This window comes from Polymorphospora sp. A560 (assembly GCF_045781765.1).
Taxonomy (GTDB): domain Bacteria; phylum Actinomycetota; class Actinomycetes; order Mycobacteriales; family Micromonosporaceae; genus Polymorphospora; species Polymorphospora lycopeni.
This window is the reverse complement of the sequence record NZ_CP122282.1, coordinates 4,759,530-4,775,902: the sequence shown is the minus strand read 5'-3', so window position 1 is coordinate 4,775,902 and position 16,373 is coordinate 4,759,530. Positions and strand designations below refer to the sequence as shown.

Below are 16,373 nucleotides of genomic sequence, written 5' to 3'. Positions count from 1 at the left end.
GGGGATCAGGCCTCCACCTGAGTTGGGTCGGACGAAAGGGTGCGCCGGTGATGACCGAGCGCGTCTAGGCAGGTGGCGAGGATGTGTGGCCGCCACATGGTCTTCTCGCCCGCCGCCCGGTTGACGGACAGGCTGAGTACGGCCAGCGCGCTCAGCGCGCCTATGACCCGGACCAGCCGTTCGGACGGCTGGGCGGCGTCGACGGCGAACGTGGCGAAGACGAGCGTCGCGATGTCGTCGAGATGGTCGGGCTCGCCGTCCGACGGGGGCGTGGTCAGCGAACTGAACGCCTGGGCCACCAGGCCGGGCCGGTCGAGCGCGACGTCGGTCAGCAGTTCCAGCGCCCGCCGGTCGCGGGCCGGGCCGGGTGGCAGGTCCGCGACCTGGTCGAACACCCGTTGGCCCTGGGCGCGGACCGACTGCTGGGTGGCGACGTAGAGCGCTTCCTTGGTCGGATAGTGGTGCAGCAGGCCGGCCTTGGACAGGCCGACCGAGTCGGCGACGGTCTTCAGCGACGTGTGGTCGTATCCGTGCTGGGCGAACAGCGCCGCCGCGCGGTCGAGGATGCCCTCGTCGACCTGCTGGCGGTGAACGTGTGCCATGCCGGCGACCCTACATGGGCTACCGACCGATTCGGTCGGTAAACCATCCGGATCGGTCGGTGACCTATGTCGCAATCCGGCTAGATCGCGCTGCCGGGTCGTCGGGCTAGTGTTCGCGCGGCTGGCCGTACTCCTCATCGGTGACGGGCGCGCCCCACTCGGTTTCGGTACCGGCCTGCGGACCTTCCCAGATCGCAAGGTGGATCATGAAAGCGTCCGGTGCGGCACCGTGCCAGTGCCATTCGCCGGGCGGGGTGTGGATGGTGTCTCCCGGCCGTACGGCGATCACCGCGCCACCGCGGGCCTGCACCAGGCCGACCCCGTCCGTCACGTGCAGGGTCTGCCCGACGGCGTGCCGGTGCCAGGCGTACGCGCGCCCGGGGCGAACCGGACCGTGTTGACCCGGACCCGGGAGGGCTCCTCGCCCTTGACGATCACGTCGAACCAGACGTCGCCGGTGAACATCTCGGCCGGCCCCTTGACGGTCGGCTGCTTCGTCAGGATCTGCATGATCCTCCTCGTGGGTGCGGTGCGGGCGCCCCCGGTTACCCGGTCCGCGGGGGCGCACACCGCCGGGGTCGGGCCGCGTCCCAGGCGGCCCGACCCCGGGGCAGTGCGTTCAGCGGGCGCAGGACAGCGCGATGGTGGGCGGTGCGGCGCTGGTCGCCACGAGCAGGCCGAACGTCGCCGACCCGCCCGGCGGCAGGGCGGCGTTGTAGCCGGCGTCGCGGACCGCAGGACCGGTGCCCGTACCGTCCGGCACCGCGTTCCACGCCGTCTGGATCCGTTCGTCGCCGGACCACTGCCACCAGACCCGCCAGCCGTCGATCGGTTCGGCGCCGGTGTTGCGTACGGTGACCGAGGCGACGAAGCCGCCGTCCCAGGCGGACGTAATGGCCGCCGTGGCGGTGCATGCCGGCTGGGCGGCGGTGCGGGCCGGCCCGCCGACGATGTAACGGTCCTGGCGGCCGGCGACGTCGCTGAGCCGGAACCAGTACTCGGTGTCGGGGGTCAGCCCGCCGACCGTCACCGTGCCGTACCGCTGTGGCCCCGAGGTCGCCGTGGCGACCGGGTCACGCCACTGCTCGGCGTCGGTGCGGCTGGCGAACAGGCTGACCGTGATCGGCGGGTCGTATCCGCACGGCGGGCTGAGCATGATCGAGTAGGTGACGGTGAGGCTGGTCGCGGTCGACGCGGTCACCATTGCGCTGACCGGGAGCACCGGCGGACAGGCCGGCGGGCTGGTCTGCGCCGGAGCCGGGGCGGCGGCCGGGACGGCGGCGCCGGCGGGGACGGTGGCGCCGGCGATCGTGGCCCAACCGGTCACGGCCACCGTGGCGGCGGCCAGGAGCACGCCGAACTTGTGAATCATCTGTACCTCCCTGATCGGAGGCGCCGGGCAGGGGGTGATGGACGACCCCCGCTCGCCCCCTCGGGCCGGATCGACTCGCACAGGCTCCCGGTGCGACCGAGTCGAATTCTGACATCCGTCGATGTCTGGTACAAGCGCCGTCCAGCACCGCAAAAGCCCGTTCACAAGGGTCTGTTAGAAAGTCACCTGCTAATTCGTGGATGTCCGTTTCCGCTTGTACGAAGGATGGTGGTCGTCTTGTCGTTCGGGCAGCGGTTGCGGCAGTTGCGGCGGTCGGCGGGCATGACGATCGAGGAGCTGTCCGAGACCTCCGGGGTCAGCGGGCGGGCGATCAGCGACATGGAGCGTGGGCGCAGCCGGGCACCGCAGGCGCGCACGTTGTCGGCGTTGGCCGACGCGCTGGGACTCGACGACAGCGACCGCGCCGATCTGGTCGAGTTGGCGCGTTCGAGGCGGTCGGAGAGCACGGTCGGGCGACCCCGGGGCGGGGAGCTGCCGCGCGGGGTGAGCGAGTTCGTCGGCCGGGCACCGGAACTGCGGCTGTTGCACCGGCACGGGACGGCCGGAGCCGTGGACGGCCCGACACCGGTGGCGGTCGTGCACGGCCCGCCCGGACTCGGCAAGACGGCGTTCGCCGTCCACGCCGCCGGGCAGTTGCGGGACCGGTTTCCCGACGGGCAGTTCTACGTCGACCTGCGCGGCACCGACGCGGCGCCGATGGCGGCGGGCGAGGCACTGACCCGACTGTTGCGGGCGTTGGACGTGAACCCGCGCGCCATCGCCGACGACGAGCCGGAACGGGCCGGCCAACTACGGGCCATCCTGCGGCAGCGGCGCTGCCTGCTGGTGCTCGACAACGCCGCGCACGAGGCCCAGGTGCGCCCGTTGATGCCGGGGGCGGGGGCGGGGCTGGTGCTGGTGACCAGCCGCCGCGCGCTGGGGGGCCTGGAGGGGGTGCTGCGCATCGGGCTGCCGCCGCTGGCGCCGGCGGAATCGGCCGGCCTGCTGCGGACGCTCGTCCGCGACCTCGCCGACCGGGCCGTGGCGCAGGACGTCGAGGTGGTGGCCCGGTTGTGCGGCCACCTGCCACTGGCGTTGCGGATCGCGGGAACCCGGCTGGTCAGTCGTCCGGAATGGACGATGGCGCACCTGGCGGCGCGGCTGTCGGACGCGGACCGGAGGCTGGCCAGCCTCTCGGTGGGCGACCTCGGGGTGGAGCCGGCCTTCGCGCTGTCGTACGCCCAGCTACCCGGCCCCGCGCGGGCGATGTTCCGGCGGCTGGCGCATGTGCCCGGCGTCGATTTCGCCGCCCCGCTGGGCGCGGTGCTCACCGGGACCGGTCCGCACGACGCGGAGGAACAACTCGAGGAACTGGTCGAGCTGGGGCTGTTGCAGCCCGTCGGGTTCGACCGGTACCGGTTCCACGATCTGATCCGGCTGTTCGCCGAGAAGCGGCTGCGGAACGAGGAGCCGGCCGACACCCGGGCGGCGACCGAGCGCCGGATGATCGACTGGTTGCTGGAGACGGCGATCGTGGCCGGGCGGTGGTTCGAGCCCGGGTTCGGCGCCCCACCGGCCGACTGGCGCGGTCTGGTTCCACTCGGCACGGCGGAGCAGGCGCAGAGCTGGTTGCAGGCCGAGGCGGACAACTGGCTGGCCGCACTGCGCGGCGCGGCGGCGGCCGGGCAGCACCAGCGGTTGGTCGACGTGGCCGAGGCGATGCACTGGTATTCGGACCGCATGACCCACTGGGGGCACTGGTCCGAGGTCTACCAGCTGTCGTCCGCCGCCGCCGCCCGCCTGCCGGACCGCCGGCAGGAGATCACCCACATCAACTACCACGCCTGGGCACAGGCGGTCTGCGGCCGGCGCTACGACGAGAGCGCCGCCCTGGCGATGGACGCCTACCAACTCGCGGAAGCGCTCGGCGACGTCGGTGAGCAGGCGAACGCGCTGTCCTACGCGGGCGACGCCTGGCGGTTCGCCGGCGAGTACGGGCGCGCGCTGTGGGCGTACCGCCGGGCGCAGGAGTTGGCCGACTCGGCCGGCAACCATGACGAGTTCGTCCAGATGGGCCTCGGGGTCGGTCTCGCGCTCATCGGGCTCGGCAGGTTCGACGAGGCGTTGGCGGAACTGCGGACGGTTCTGCGCGAGGTCGACACGCGCCCGGTGGCGCCGTCACCGAAGAACGCGGCCCAGGTGGTGGCCCGGGTGTTCACGGCCAGGGCCCTGGCCGAGCTGCGGCGCTGGCCGGAGGCCATCGAGGAGGCGACGGCGGTGCTGCCCGCCGCCACCGGGTTCGGCGCCCTGACGCCGCTCGGCCACCTCCATCTGGCGCTGGGCCGGGCGTACGCCGCACTCGGCTCGACCGACGAGGCGCGCGGGCACCTCACCCGCGCGGTCGAACTGTTCGACGAGGGCGGCGCCCGCGAGGGTGCGCCCGAGCTGGCGAGATCCGCGCTGGCGGCCCTCGACGCCTGAACGCCGTCCCGGGGTGGAGACCCCGGTTCTGCGTATTGTTCTGCATGGTTCCCGCCTTCCGTCGCTGGTTGCATGTCTGTACGAGCCGATCCGCCCGACGACGCGAGGATCGGCCGGACACCGCAGGCGGTGGACCGCCGGGTGACCCCCGGCGCGTGTCCGCCAGACCACCAGCGCTCCTTCCTTCCACGTCGCCCCGTGGACCGACCCCGTACGCCCTCCGCCGCCCGGCGGAGCCGTGCCCGCCGAAGGGAAGAACCGCCATGCCCGTCTCCGCCAGCCGCCGCTCGCTGCTCGCCGGCACGGCGCTCGTCGCCGCCACCGCGCTCGCCGCCGCCCCGGCCGCGTCCGCCGGCCCGCGGCACCGACCCGATCCGAAGCCGACCGTCGTACTGGTGCACGGCGCGTTCGCCGACGCGTCCGGCTGGGCCGAGGTGACCCGCAGGCTGCAACGCGGCGGCTACCCCGTGCTCGCCCCGGCGAACCCGCTGCGCGGCGTCGACTCCGACTCCGCCTACCTGGCCAGCATCCTGCGGACCATCCCCGGCCCGGTCGTCCTGGTCGGCCACTCCTACGGCGGCGTCGTCATCACCAACGCCGCGACCGGCAACCCCAACGTCAAGGCCCTGGTGTACGTCGCCGCGTTCGCCCCGGACGAGGGCGAGACGGTCTACGCGCTCCAGGGCAGGTTCCCCGGCACCAAACTCACCGAGGAGGCGCTGGACCTGCGGCCGTACCCGCTGCCCGACGGCACCACCAGCTACGACGGGTACGTCAAGCCGGCCCTGTTCCGTGACATCTTCGCCGGCGACCTGCCGGCCGCCACCGTCGCTGTCATGGCCACCGCCCAGCGGCCCGGTGACGCCCACACCCTCCAGCAGCCGGCCGGCGCGCCCGCCTGGCGCGGCATCCCGTCGTGGTACCTGGTCGCCCGCGACGACAACCTCATCCCGGCGGCGACCCAGCGGTTCATGGCCCGGCGGGCCGGTGCCCGCACGGTCGAGGTCAGGGCCTCGCACGTCGCGATGATCTCGCAGCCCGAGGCGACCACCGACCTGATCAAGGCGGCCGCCCGCGCCGCGACCCGCTGACCGCCTCGACGGGACGGCGGGCCGTCGACCGGCGGCCCGCCAGCGCGGAACGAAGGGAATCCCCGATGAGCTACGTGACCGCCGCCGACGGCGCCCAGATCTTCTACAAGGACTGGGGCGCCGGCCGCCCGGTCGTGCTGTCCCACGGCTGGCCGCTGAACTCCGACAGTTGGGAGGCGCAGGCGCTCTTCCTGGCCGGCAACGGCTACCGGGTCGTCGCCCACGACCGGCGCGGCCACGGCCGCTCCACCCAGACCTGGCACGGCAACGAGATGGACACCTACGCCGACGACCTGGCCACCCTGATCGACACCCTCGACCTGCGCGAGGTCACCCTGATCGGCTTCTCCACCGGCGGTGGCGAGGTCGCCCGCTACATCGGCCGGCACGGCACCGCCCGCGTCGCGCAGGCCGTCCTCGTGTCCGCCGTACCGCCGCTCATGCTGCGCACCGACGACAACCCCGGCGGCGTACCGGTCGAGGTCTTCGACGGCATCCGTGCCGGCTCCCGCACCGACCGCTCCCAGCTCTACCGGGACCTCGCCGACGGCCCCTTCTTCGGCAACAACCGGCCCGGCGCGAACGTCTCGCAGGGCATCCGCGACGCCTTCTGGCTGCAGAGCATGCAGGCCGGCCACCGCAACGCCTATGAGTGCGTCGCCGCCTTCTCCGCCACCGACTTCCGCCCCGACCTCGACGCCTTCGACATCCCGACCCTGGTCATCCACGGCGACGACGACCAGGTCGTCCCGTTCGAGGTCGGTGGCAAGGCCGCCGCCGCCCGGATCAGCAACGCCGAACTCAGGGTCTATCCGGGCGCCCCGCACGGCATCACCGACACCCACAAGGAGCAGCTCGGCTCCGACCTGCTCGCCTTCCTCGACACCTACGGCGCCTGACCCACCCTCCTCGAAAGGACGATCCGCCATGACCGGCAAACCCGACACCATCCTTCTCATCCACGGTTTCTGGGTCACCCCGCGCTCCTGGGAGAACTGGAAGACCCGCTACGAGAGCCAGGGCTACCGGGTCCTCACCCCCACCTACCCCGGCTTCGACGTCGAGGTCGAGGCGCTCAACGCCGACCCGACCCCGATCGAGACGGTGACCGTGCCGCAGATCATCGACCGCCTCGAAGCACTGATCAAGGAACTGCCGACCCCGCCGATCCTGATGGGACACTCCGCCGGCGGCGCGTTCACCCAGATCCTGCTCGACCACGGGTACGGCGCCGCCGGCGTCGCCATCAACTCCGCCCCCACCGAGGGCGTGGCGGTCGTGCCGCCGAGCCAGATCAGGTCGCTGCTGCCGGTGCTGAAGAACCCGGCCAACCGGCACCGGGCCGTCGGCCTCACCTTCAAGCAGTGGCGCTACGCCTTCACCAACACGTTCCCCGAGGAGCGGGCACGGGCCACGTACGAGCGCTACCACATCCCGGCCCCCGGCTCGATCGTCTGGGGCAGCGCGCTGGCGAACTTCCAGCCCGGCCACCAGGACACCTGGGTCGACTACCACAACAACGACCGGGCGCCACTGCTGTTCATCGCCGGCGAGAACGACCACATCATGCCGCCGGTCATCCAGCGCTCCAACGCCAGGCACTACAAGTCCCACACCACCACCGAGGTCGTCGAGTTCCCCGGCCGGGCCCACCTGCTGCCCGCCGAGGACGGCTGGGAGGAGATCGCCGACTACGCCCTGAACTGGGCCCTCGAACACGCCCGCCCGGCCAGCCCGACCACCGCCCGCTGAACCCCCGCCGGTGGTCGTTCCGGGGGCCACCGGCGTACCCGTCCCGACAGGACCACCAGGAGAGGTAGCCAGAGGTCATGACCGACGTACGCATCACCCACATCGGCGGACCGACCGCGCTGATCGAGTTCGGCGGGTGGCGCCTGCTCACCGACCCGACCTTCGACCCGGCCGGCGAGCGGTACGGGTTCGGCTGGGGCACGTCGTCGCGCAAGCTCACCGACCCCGCGATCACGCCCGGCGAACTGCCGCCGATCGACGCGGTCCTGCTCACCCACGACCACCACGGCGACAACCTGGACCGGGCCGGCCGCGCCCTGCTGCCGTCGGCCGGCACCGTGGTCACCACGACGTCCGGCGCCCGCCGGCTCGGCGGCACCGCCCGTGGCCTCGCGCCCTGGGCGGCGACCCGGCTCGAGGCGCCGGGCCGGCCCACGATCGAGGTAACCGCCACCCCGGCCCGGCACGGCCCGCCGCTGAGCCGCCCGATCGTCGGCGGCGTGGTCGGATTCGCCTTGCGCTGGGCCGGCCAGCGGCACGGAGTCCTGTGGATCACCGGCGACACCGTGCTCCACTCCGGCCTGAGGCGGGTCGCCGACCGCTTCGCGGTCAGCGTCGTGCTGCTGCATCTGGGCGCCGTACGGTTCCCGGTCACCGGCCCGTTGCGCTACACGATGACGGCGCGTGAGGGTGTCGAACTGTGCCGCCTCGTCCGGGCGCGGACCGTCGTTCCGGTCCACTATGAGGGCTGGGCACATTTCCGGCAGGACGGTGACGCCGTCGACGGCGCCTTCGCGACGGCGCCCGACGGGATTCGGCGCAGCCTGCGCCGGCTGCCGGTCGGCACCCCGGCCACCGTCACCGTCTGAACCCGGTCACCGCCGCCCGGACCCCGGCGGCGGTGACCGTACGGGTCCGCGTCCCGACCATCTGGCGATATCAGGCCGGCGTCCGCCAGCTGCTTTCCCAGCCCGGGAAAGCTGCCTCGACGCACCATGTCTGACGTTATTGGCCGAGGATTGAATACGTCCGTCGGGCGACCATTTCGCCGATCATTGTGCCGCCCCGGAAACCGCTGCGCGGCCACCCCGTCCAACGCCTGGTGAACGTCGGCGAATGCTCCCGTTCATGCGTAGCACGCCGGCCGTTCACACGTGCCTCCACTCATGGTTAGTGCCTACTTGGAGCATGCGTCTCCGGGGGCGAAGCGCCCTGTGTATCCGGCATTTCGGCGACCCGCGCAATATGACCTATGGCGTGGGCGATCAGGCCATGCCCGAAGATCCGGCGTGGCGGGACGGAGCGCTCGCGTATGGATGCTGGTCACCGGCCGGTCGCGCAGTTCCGCGTGTACCGCACTTCGCGGGGGGTGATCGTCTGGCGGCTGGTCGCCTCGAACAACCGCGTCCTCGGGGTGTCGTCGAGCGGCTTCCCCGCACTTCAGGACGCGATGACGGCGATCCGGGCGGTACGCGACGGGGTGTCGGCCGCATCGATCGAGGTGGTCCACGTGCCGGACCGGGACTGGACGTGGCGGATGTACGGGAACGGGGACGACGTGACCGCCGTCTCCTACCGCAGCTACAAACGCAGAATCGACTGCCACCGGGCAACCGAACGCTTTCTCGCGGCCGCACCGTACGCGGAGGTCGACCCGGCCGTCGGCCGGCGCGGACGATTCTGGTCGGCGGACCCACCCACCGGCTAATGCGATCTTGAATTGTGGCCGCCGTTTCGCGGTGACGCTTCCTTTGTGGTCCGTTAACCGGGCGTCGACACCCCGGTAACCGGCCCTGAGTTTCCTGGGCTCGATTCCCGGCGCGGGATCCCGCGCAACCGGTCGCCGGTTTCCGACAGGAGTTCTCATCGTGCCTCGCAATGCGTCAACGCCGTCGCGCGTACGGACCGCCCGGCTGTTCGGTGCCACCGCGATCGCCGTCGGGGTGGCGGTGGCGGTCGCCGTACCGGTGCTGGTCGGCCCCGCCGTGGCGGCGCCGGTCGGGACGATCACGCTCGACCCGACCGCCGGCCAGGTCGCGACGGCACCGTTCGCCGACTTCACCGCCAGCGGACCCTGCCCGACCGGCTACGGCACCGCCGCGGACCTCTTCCTGCGCAACGACGAGGTGACGCCGTTCAGCCTGGTCTCCGTTCCGGGGCCCGGCCTGGACCAGGCTCCGGTGAGTGGCACGGTCGACGGCTCGCTCACCGACCTCGCGCAGGCCGGCGGCGTCCTCGACCTGCCCGACGGTGCCTACGTCCTCGAGCTGATCTGCTACGACGACGAGTTCAACTTCTCGCCGGACACCCTCGAGGCCCGGATCCGTGTCACCGGGGACGGATGGGAGGTCGTCACCGGCGAACCGACCGCCACCCCGTCGGACTCCGCCTCGCCGACGCCGTCGCAGTCGCCGACCGGATCGCCCTCGCCGACCCCGACGCCGACCGGATCGCCCACCCCGACGCCGACGGACGACCCGACGCCGACCCCGACGTCGACCGAGGACCCGACGCCGACCCCCACCGGCACCCCGCCGCCGGGCTCGCTGCCGAAGACCGGGATCGGGCTCGGCGGCTTCCTCTACGTCGCGGCGCTGCTCGTCGCCGGCGGTGCGGCGGCCGTGCTCTGGGCCCGCCGGCAGCAACTCGCCGCCGCCCCGCCACGGCCCTGACCGGGACGGGGGGAGCGGTGGTGCGCGCCACGAAGGTGGACGACGAGCGGCGCCGGTCGACGGGCACCGGTGCCGCACCGGTCGACCGGCTCTTCCGGGCCGGGGCCCGCGCCGCCGGCGTCCTCATGCTGTTGATCATGGGCGGGATCGGGGTCTTCCTGGCCGTGCAGGCGGTGCCCACGCTGCGCAACTACGGGTGGCGGTTCTTCGTCGAGAGCGACTGGAACCCCGAACGCAACGTGCTCGGTATCGCCGCCGTCGTGGTCGGTACGGGGCTCGTCGCCGCGGTGGCCATCGCCGTCGCCTTCCCGCTGGCGCTGGTGACCGCGCTCTACATCACCGAGTACGCCCCGACCCGGCTGCGCCGGCCGCTGGTGTCCACCGTGGACCTGATGGCGGCCGTACCCAGTGTGGTCTACGGACTCGTCGGACTGGCGTTCCTCCAGCCCGAACTGATCAGGATCGCCCGCTGGCTGCACGCGTACGGAAGCTGGCTGCCGTTCTTCGCCGTCGGAACGGACGCCGACCCGGTCGACCCGCACGCCGCGATCTGGCCCGAGAGCCGTTACACCTCCTCGGCGTTCGTCGCCGGCGTCGTCGTCGCCATGATGGTGCTTCCGATCGCCTGCTCGGTGATGCGGGAGGTCTTCGCGCAGGCCCCGCAGAGCGAACGGGAAGCGGCCTGGGCACTGGGCGCCACCCGGTGGGGCGTGATCCGCTCGGTGGTCCTGCCGTTCGGCCGGGGCGGGATCATCGGCGGCGCCATGCTCGGCCTGGGCCGGGCGCTGGGCGAGACGATCGCCGTGGTCTTCATCATCTCGACCGCGTTCGACGTGAAGATCCGGATCCTGGAGAACGGCACCATCACCACCTCGTCGCTGATCGCGGTCCGGTTCGGCGACGCCGACGCCGGTCAACTGTCCGCGCTGCTCGCGGCGGGCCTGGTGCTCTTCCTCATCACGCTGGCCGTCAACACGGTCGCCGCCGTCGTCGTGGGCCGTGGCCGCAGCGGCGCCGCGACCGAGATCTGACCGAGAGAGCGAGCCCGACCGGTGCCGACCGAGACGACCACACCACCACCCGCCGCCCCGCCGGCCGGCAACGGCACCGTGGCGCGTGGCACCACCAGCGTCCGCGCCGAACCACCGCCGGCCGCCGCGGAGCCGCCGGCCGCCGAGCCGCGCCGCGAACTGCGCCCGCGCACCCTCGACGACGTACTGGCCCTGGTCGGCTCGGCCGTCGGCGGGCTGTCCCTGGCCTGGCTGCTGTTTCGCGGGCTGCTGCCCACCGACGGCACCATCGGCTTCCTGCTGCTGTGGCTCGGCTGCTTCCTGCTGCTGTACGCCGCCGTCACGATGGTCCGGCACCCGGCCCCGGTGGTCGCCGACCGGATCGCCGCCGCGGTCGTGCACGCCGGGGCGGCCCTCGTCGGCGCCGCCCTGCTCACCGTGATCGGCTACACCGTCTGGCGCGGCCTGGACGCGCTGGTCCAGCTGAACTTCTACACCCAGGACCTGTCGGCCGCCGGCCCGCTGACCCCGCTCGACACCGGCGGCGCGCTGCACGCGATCGTCGGCACCCTCATCGAGATCAGCATCGCGATCGCCGTGACGCTGCCGCTCGGCGTGGCCACCGCCGTGTTCATCACCGAGGTCGGCGGCCGGTTCAGCCGCCTGGTCCGCACCATCGTCGAGGCGATGACCGCGCTGCCGTCGATCGTGGCGGGCCTGTTCATCTACACGGTGCTGCAGGTGACCCTCGGCTTCCCGCGTTCCGGGCTGGCCGCCGCGCTGGCCCTGTCGGTGATGATGCTGCCGATCATCGCCCGCGCCGCCGACGTCGTACTCCGCGTGGTGCCCGGCGGGCTGCGCGAGGCGAGCCTGGCCCTGGGCGCGTCGCAGTGGCAGACGGTGTGGCACGTGGTGCTGCCGACCGCCCGGCCGGGCCTGGCCACCGCCCTGATCCTGGGCACCGCCCGCGGCGTCGGCGAGACCTCGCCGGTGCTGCTGACCTCGGGCGCGTCCAACTTCCTCAACGCCGACCCGCTGAACAACTCGATGAACTCGCTGCCGCTGTTCGTCTACTCGCTGGTCCGCAGCGGCGAGCCGACGTACATCGCCCGGGCGTTCGGCGGCGCGGCCCTGCTGCTCGTACTCGTGCTCGTGCTCTTCGTCGTGGCCCGCCTGGTCGCGGCCCGGCGGGACGGCACGCGATGACCACCGACCGTCTGGAGGAGCAACGATGAAGCGGCGCGGCAGGCTGGCCGGCGCGGTGCTGGCGATACTGGTCGCGGTGACGACACCGGCGGCACCGGCCTTCGCGGTGCCGTACGAGCAGGTCGAGGGGACCGGCTCGACGTGGAGCGCGAACGCGCTGCAACAGTGGGTCACCGGGGTGCAGACGACCGGCAACCGGGTCGTCTACACCGCGAACGGGTCGTCGGCGGGGCGCCGCGACTTCAGCAACTTCCAGAGCGACTTCGGCGTCTCGGAGATCCCGTACCAGACCCGGCCGGACCCGGTCACGGGCGTGGTCGAGGAGGCCCGGCGGGAGTTCGCCTACATGCCGATCGTCGCCGGCGGTACCTCGTTCATGTACCACATCGAGGTCGGCGGCCGGCTCTACCGCGACCTGCGGCTGTCCGGCGAGACGATCGTCGGCATCTTCACCAACCGGATCACCAAGTGGAACGACCCGGCGATCACCCGGGACAACAACGGCCGGGCGCTGCCGGCGATCGACATCGTCCCGGTGGTGCGCTCCGACGGCTCGGGTACGACCGCCCAGTTCTCGCTCTGGATGGACAAGCAGCACCAGCGGCAGTGGCGCGACTACTGCGGCTGCCAGGGCCTGACGTCGTACTACCCGCGCAAGGGCCGGCAGGTGGCGCAGAGCGGGTCCGACAACGTCGCCAACTACGTGGCCGCCGGCTCCGGCAACGGCACCATCGGCTACGTCGAGTTCTCGTACGCCCGCAACAAGAACTATCCGGTGGCCAAGATGCTCAACCGGGCCGGCTACTACGTCGCGCCGACCGACCACAACGTCGCCGTCGCGTTGCAGGAGGCCCGGATCAACACCGACCGCAGCAACCCGCGCGAATACCTCACCCAGGTCCTCGACGGGGTGTACGCCAGTTCCGACCGGCGGGCGTACCCGCTGTCGTCGTACTCGTACATGATCCTGCCGGTCGACGTGAACGACCGGCGGATGACGCCCGGCCGGGCCCGGGCACTGGCCGACTACGCCTATTACTCGATCTGCGAGGGGCAGCGCAACGCCGGCCAGCTCGGCTACTCGCCGCTGCCCCGCAACCTCGTGCAGGCCGGCTTCGACCAGATCGGCCGGATCGCGAAGCTTTCGGCCGAGGACCGGACCGACAAGGACTTCGCCAACTGTCCGAACCCGACCTTCGACCCGCGTAACCCCGGTGTCAACAAGCTCGCCCGCGAAGCGCCGAACCCGCCGGAGTGCGACCGGCAGGGTCAGGGCCCGTGCGGCGCGGCGGGCGGCGGCCCCCGCCCGACCGGTACGGCGACCCCGCCGCCCGGCGGCGGCACGCCGTCGGGCGGGGTGCCGTCCGCCGGGGCGTCCCCGTCGGCGGGCGCGCCCCCGGTCGACCTCGACGGCGACGGCATCGCCGACGTCGACCCGGAGACCGGCCAGCCGATCCTGGCCGGCGGGTCCGAGACCGACCTGGTCGGCTCGGCGACCGAGGTGGCCGCCTTCCGGCAGGACGGCACCAGCCGGTGGCTGCCACTGCTCGCCGCCGGACTCGTCCTGCTCGTGGTGCTGCTGCCCGCGCTGGTCACCCGGTCGCTGGCCCGCCGGCCGGAGCCCCGGCGGTGAGCGCCGCCCGACGCGCCGCGTTCGCGGTCGCGCTGCTCGCCGCCGCCGCCGTCGCCCCCGGCCTGCTCGGCCGGCCGGCGACGGCGGAGCCGGCGGCCCCGGCCGCCTGGACCCTGACCAGGGAGATCGAGCGCGGCGACCGGGAGACCCGGACCGCGACCGTCTCGGTCTCCGCACACCAGAACCTGATCAACCGGCAGGTGATCCGGTTGAGCTGGTCCGGTTTCGTGCCCAGCCACGGCCTGCCGATCTGGACCGTCCCGCAGAACGCCAGCGTGCCCCACGAGATGGAATACCCGGTCGTCGTGATGCAGTGCGCCGGCGCCGACCCCGCGCAGGAGGACTGCTACTTCCAGCGCCCGATCGTCCACATGGCGTCGCGGATGTCGTACTGGGACGCGCTCCAGCCGGCGCCCCGGCAGGCCGTCGGATACGTGCACCCGTTCAAGGCGGTCACCCGCGGCGAGCCGTACCGGATGCAGGTCGGCGACGTGCCGCCGGACTTCGGCACGGCTTCCTTCGCCGGCACCACCCTGGTCGAGCCGACCGGCCTCGCCGGCAGCCGGTCCGACGTCCGGTTCGAGATCCGCGACGAGGTGACGACCCCGAGCCTCGGCTGCTCGTCGACCCGCGAGTGTTCCATCGTGGTCGTGCCGGTCATGGACCTGGTCTGCACCGCCGACGCCGACGCACCCTGCCGGGCCGGGCCCCTCGCCCCGCTCGGCGCCCCGAACCAGGGCGTCACCTTCAACGAGAGCCTGACCGCACAGGCGTGGTCGCTGGAGTCGAACTGGCGCAACCGGTTCGTCGTGCCGATCACGATCGCGCCGCCGGACGCGACCTGCGACGCCACCGACCCACGACCCCAACGCGCCCTCGTCGGCGCCGAGACCGCCGACCTGGCGATGCGCCGCCTCGGGCAGGACATGTGCGTCGACACGTCCGCCCCGAAGATCGCGCACGTGCGGCAGAGCGAGGAGGTGGCCCGCAACCTGCTCGTCACCCCGAGCGGCACCGAGTACGCCGCCGACGCCGCCCTGGTCACCCGGCCGGTGACGAACTCGCCCCGGCCGCTGGTGCACGCACCGGTGCTGGCCACCGGGGTCGCGGTGACGTTCGCGGTCGACGTACAGGTGCCGGGCGCAGACCCGTACGAACTGGCCGGCCTGCGGCTCAACCCACGGCTGCTGGCCAAGCTGCTGACCCAGTCGTACAAGAACGTCGGCTGGGGCAACCACGACCACCCGGCGGTCGGGGAGAACCCGCAGACGCTGTTCCACGACCCGGAGTTCCACGCCCTGAACCCCGACTATCCGGTCGCCGACGGGGAGCCGGCCAACCGCAACAACGCGGTCGTGGCGCAGAGCATCGCGGTGATCACCAACGACTCGGACGCCTACCACGAACTGACCCGCTACATCGCCGCCGACGGGGAGGCGGCGCGGTGGCTCGGCGGCCAGCCCGACGAGTACGGCACCGTCGTCAACCCGGCCTACCGGGGCACGCCGTTCCCGATGGCCCGCTTCGAGCTGCGCGACGACTGGCGGCAGGAGGGCGTGCCGTGCGGGCCGCTGCCGGCGCTGACCGCCAGCCAGCACGTCGCGCCCAGCCTGGAGGCCGCCGCCTACATGATCGCCGACTCGCAGGGCCTCAACCAGGAGTGCAGCAACACGGGCACGATCGAGGCGCCGAACTGGGTGTGGAGCAAGCCGAACCGCCTCTACCACCCGAGCCGGGTCTACCTCGCCGTCACCTCGGTCGCGTACGCGCGGGCGTACGGGCTGCCGACGGCACAGCTTCAGACCGGCCGGACGGCCGACGGCGGGCGTACGTTCGCCGGCCCGACCCCGGAGTCGATGACGGAAGCGCTGCGGCATACGGTGCGTGACGAGGCGAGCGGCACGCTGCGTGTCGACCACGCCAACCTGCCCGCCGGCGCCTACCCGGGCACGCTGCCCGTCTACGCGGCGGTACCGGCCGCCGGGCTGGCCGCCGACGTCGCCGCCGACTACGCCGAGTTCCTGCGCCGGGCGGTCGACGACCGGCGGCAGACGCTCGGCACCGGACCGGGGCAGCTGCCCGACGGCTACGCGCCGCTGCCGCCGGAGTTGCGCCGGCAGACCCGCACCCTGGCCGAGGCGGTCGCCCGGCAGCAGGGGGCGCCGCCGGCACCCACCTCTGGGCCGTCGTCGCCGGCCGGTGCCGGCGGCGGGTCGACGGACCCCGGTCCGACCGGCACCCCGTCGGCGCCGGCGTCCGGCACGCCGGCACCGACGTCGGCGGCACCGGCACCGGCCGGACCACCGGCCGTCGTGCCACGGGCGCTGACCCGCGGCGAGACGTCGGTGCTCGGCCGGTGGGCGCTGCCGGCGGTGCTCGGCACCGGCCTGCTCGTCCTGCTCGTCCTGCCGTTCGTGCTGCTGGCCGCCCAGCCGGACCATCCGCTGCGCCGGCTCGGCCAGACCGCCCGGCGGCTGCTGGTCCGGTAGCGGATCCCGTTTCTCCCCGGCCGGGGGCGGCCCACGCGCCGCCGCCGGCCTCGTCACGAAGGAGC

The 16,373-nt window shown here is 73.0% G+C and carries 15 protein-coding genes; 11 read left to right on the top strand and 4 right to left on the bottom strand.

Translation table 11 applies throughout. From position 1 onward, the window contains the following. Positions 1–5: 5 nt before the first annotated feature. The 4 genes from QCD66_RS21270 to QCD66_RS21255 form a co-directional block, all read right to left on the bottom strand. Positions 6–602 carry a TetR/AcrR family transcriptional regulator gene (locus QCD66_RS21270; protein WP_375736619.1) on the bottom strand — a complete coding sequence of 199 codons (597 nt, stop codon included), beginning with the start codon at positions 600–602 and terminating at the stop codon, positions 6–8. A gap of 106 nt (positions 603–708) precedes the next feature. Then, entirely contained in the window at positions 709–933 is a 225-nt protein-coding gene (locus tag QCD66_RS21265; RefSeq protein ID WP_375736620.1) for a cupin domain-containing protein, read from the bottom strand. Next, positions 930–1,112: a hypothetical protein gene (locus QCD66_RS21260; RefSeq protein ID WP_375736621.1), complete on the bottom strand. Its 183-nt coding sequence runs from the start codon at positions 1,110–1,112 to the stop codon at positions 930–932. The genes QCD66_RS21265 and QCD66_RS21260 overlap by 4 nt, the downstream gene beginning before the upstream one ends. 109 nt (positions 1,113–1,221) lie before the next feature. Continuing rightward, positions 1,222–1,974 carry a cellulose binding domain-containing protein gene (locus QCD66_RS21255; protein WP_375736622.1) on the bottom strand — a complete coding sequence of 251 codons (753 nt, stop codon included), beginning with the start codon at positions 1,972–1,974 and terminating at the stop codon, positions 1,222–1,224. Between the two features lie 237 nt (positions 1,975–2,211). Between QCD66_RS21255 and QCD66_RS21250 the strand changes: the two genes are divergently transcribed. The 11 genes from QCD66_RS21250 to QCD66_RS21200 all read left to right on the top strand — a co-directional run bounded on the left by QCD66_RS21250 (position 2,212) and on the right by QCD66_RS21200 (position 16,308). Beyond that, positions 2,212–4,455, top strand: a complete 2,244-nt coding sequence (locus QCD66_RS21250; RefSeq protein ID WP_375736623.1) for a helix-turn-helix domain-containing protein — start codon at positions 2,212–2,214, stop codon at positions 4,453–4,455. Positions 4,456–4,718: 263 nt separating this feature from the next. Beyond that, a complete protein-coding gene (locus QCD66_RS21245) occupies positions 4,719–5,546 on the top strand; it encodes an alpha/beta fold hydrolase (protein WP_375736624.1) in 828 nt (275 codons plus the stop codon). Next, positions 5,543–6,445: an alpha/beta fold hydrolase gene (locus QCD66_RS21240; RefSeq protein ID WP_375736630.1), complete on the top strand. Its 903-nt coding sequence runs from the start codon at positions 5,543–5,545 to the stop codon at positions 6,443–6,445. The genes QCD66_RS21245 and QCD66_RS21240 overlap by 4 nt, the downstream gene beginning before the upstream one ends. Before the next feature lie 28 nt (positions 6,446–6,473). After that, a complete protein-coding gene (locus QCD66_RS21235) occupies positions 6,474–7,298 on the top strand; it encodes an alpha/beta hydrolase (protein WP_375736625.1) in 825 nt (274 codons plus the stop codon). 77 nt (positions 7,299–7,375) lie between these two features. Continuing rightward, a complete protein-coding gene (locus tag QCD66_RS21230) occupies positions 7,376–8,167 on the top strand; it encodes an MBL fold metallo-hydrolase (protein ID WP_407566749.1) in 792 nt (263 codons plus the stop codon). 479 nt (positions 8,168–8,646) lie between these two features. Beyond that, on the top strand, positions 8,647–9,006 hold the full coding sequence (locus tag QCD66_RS21225) for a DUF1508 domain-containing protein (protein WP_364207017.1): 360 nt from the start codon (positions 8,647–8,649) through the stop codon (positions 9,004–9,006). A gap of 160 nt (positions 9,007–9,166) precedes the next feature. Next, positions 9,167–9,970 (top strand): LPXTG cell wall anchor domain-containing protein, encoded by an 804-nt coding sequence (locus QCD66_RS21220; protein ID WP_375736627.1) that lies wholly within the window; start codon positions 9,167–9,169, stop codon positions 9,968–9,970. A gap of 20 nt (positions 9,971–9,990) precedes the next feature. Continuing rightward, entirely contained in the window at positions 9,991–11,001 is a 1,011-nt protein-coding gene (gene pstC, locus QCD66_RS21215) for a phosphate ABC transporter permease subunit PstC (protein WP_364207013.1), read from the top strand. A 21-nt stretch (positions 11,002–11,022) separates the two neighbouring features. Continuing rightward, a complete protein-coding gene (gene pstA, locus QCD66_RS21210; RefSeq protein WP_375736628.1) occupies positions 11,023–12,186 on the top strand; it encodes a phosphate ABC transporter permease PstA in 1,164 nt (387 codons plus the stop codon). A 25-nt stretch (positions 12,187–12,211) separates the two neighbouring features. Beyond that, positions 12,212–13,819 carry a phosphate ABC transporter substrate-binding protein PstS gene (locus tag QCD66_RS21205; protein WP_407566748.1) on the top strand — a complete coding sequence of 536 codons (1,608 nt, stop codon included), beginning with the start codon at positions 12,212–12,214 and terminating at the stop codon, positions 13,817–13,819. Then, on the top strand, positions 13,816–16,308 hold the full coding sequence (locus QCD66_RS21200; RefSeq protein WP_407566747.1) for a hypothetical protein: 2,493 nt from the start codon (positions 13,816–13,818) through the stop codon (positions 16,306–16,308). The genes QCD66_RS21205 and QCD66_RS21200 overlap by 4 nt, the downstream gene beginning before the upstream one ends. The last annotated feature ends 65 nt before the right edge of the window (positions 16,309–16,373 follow it).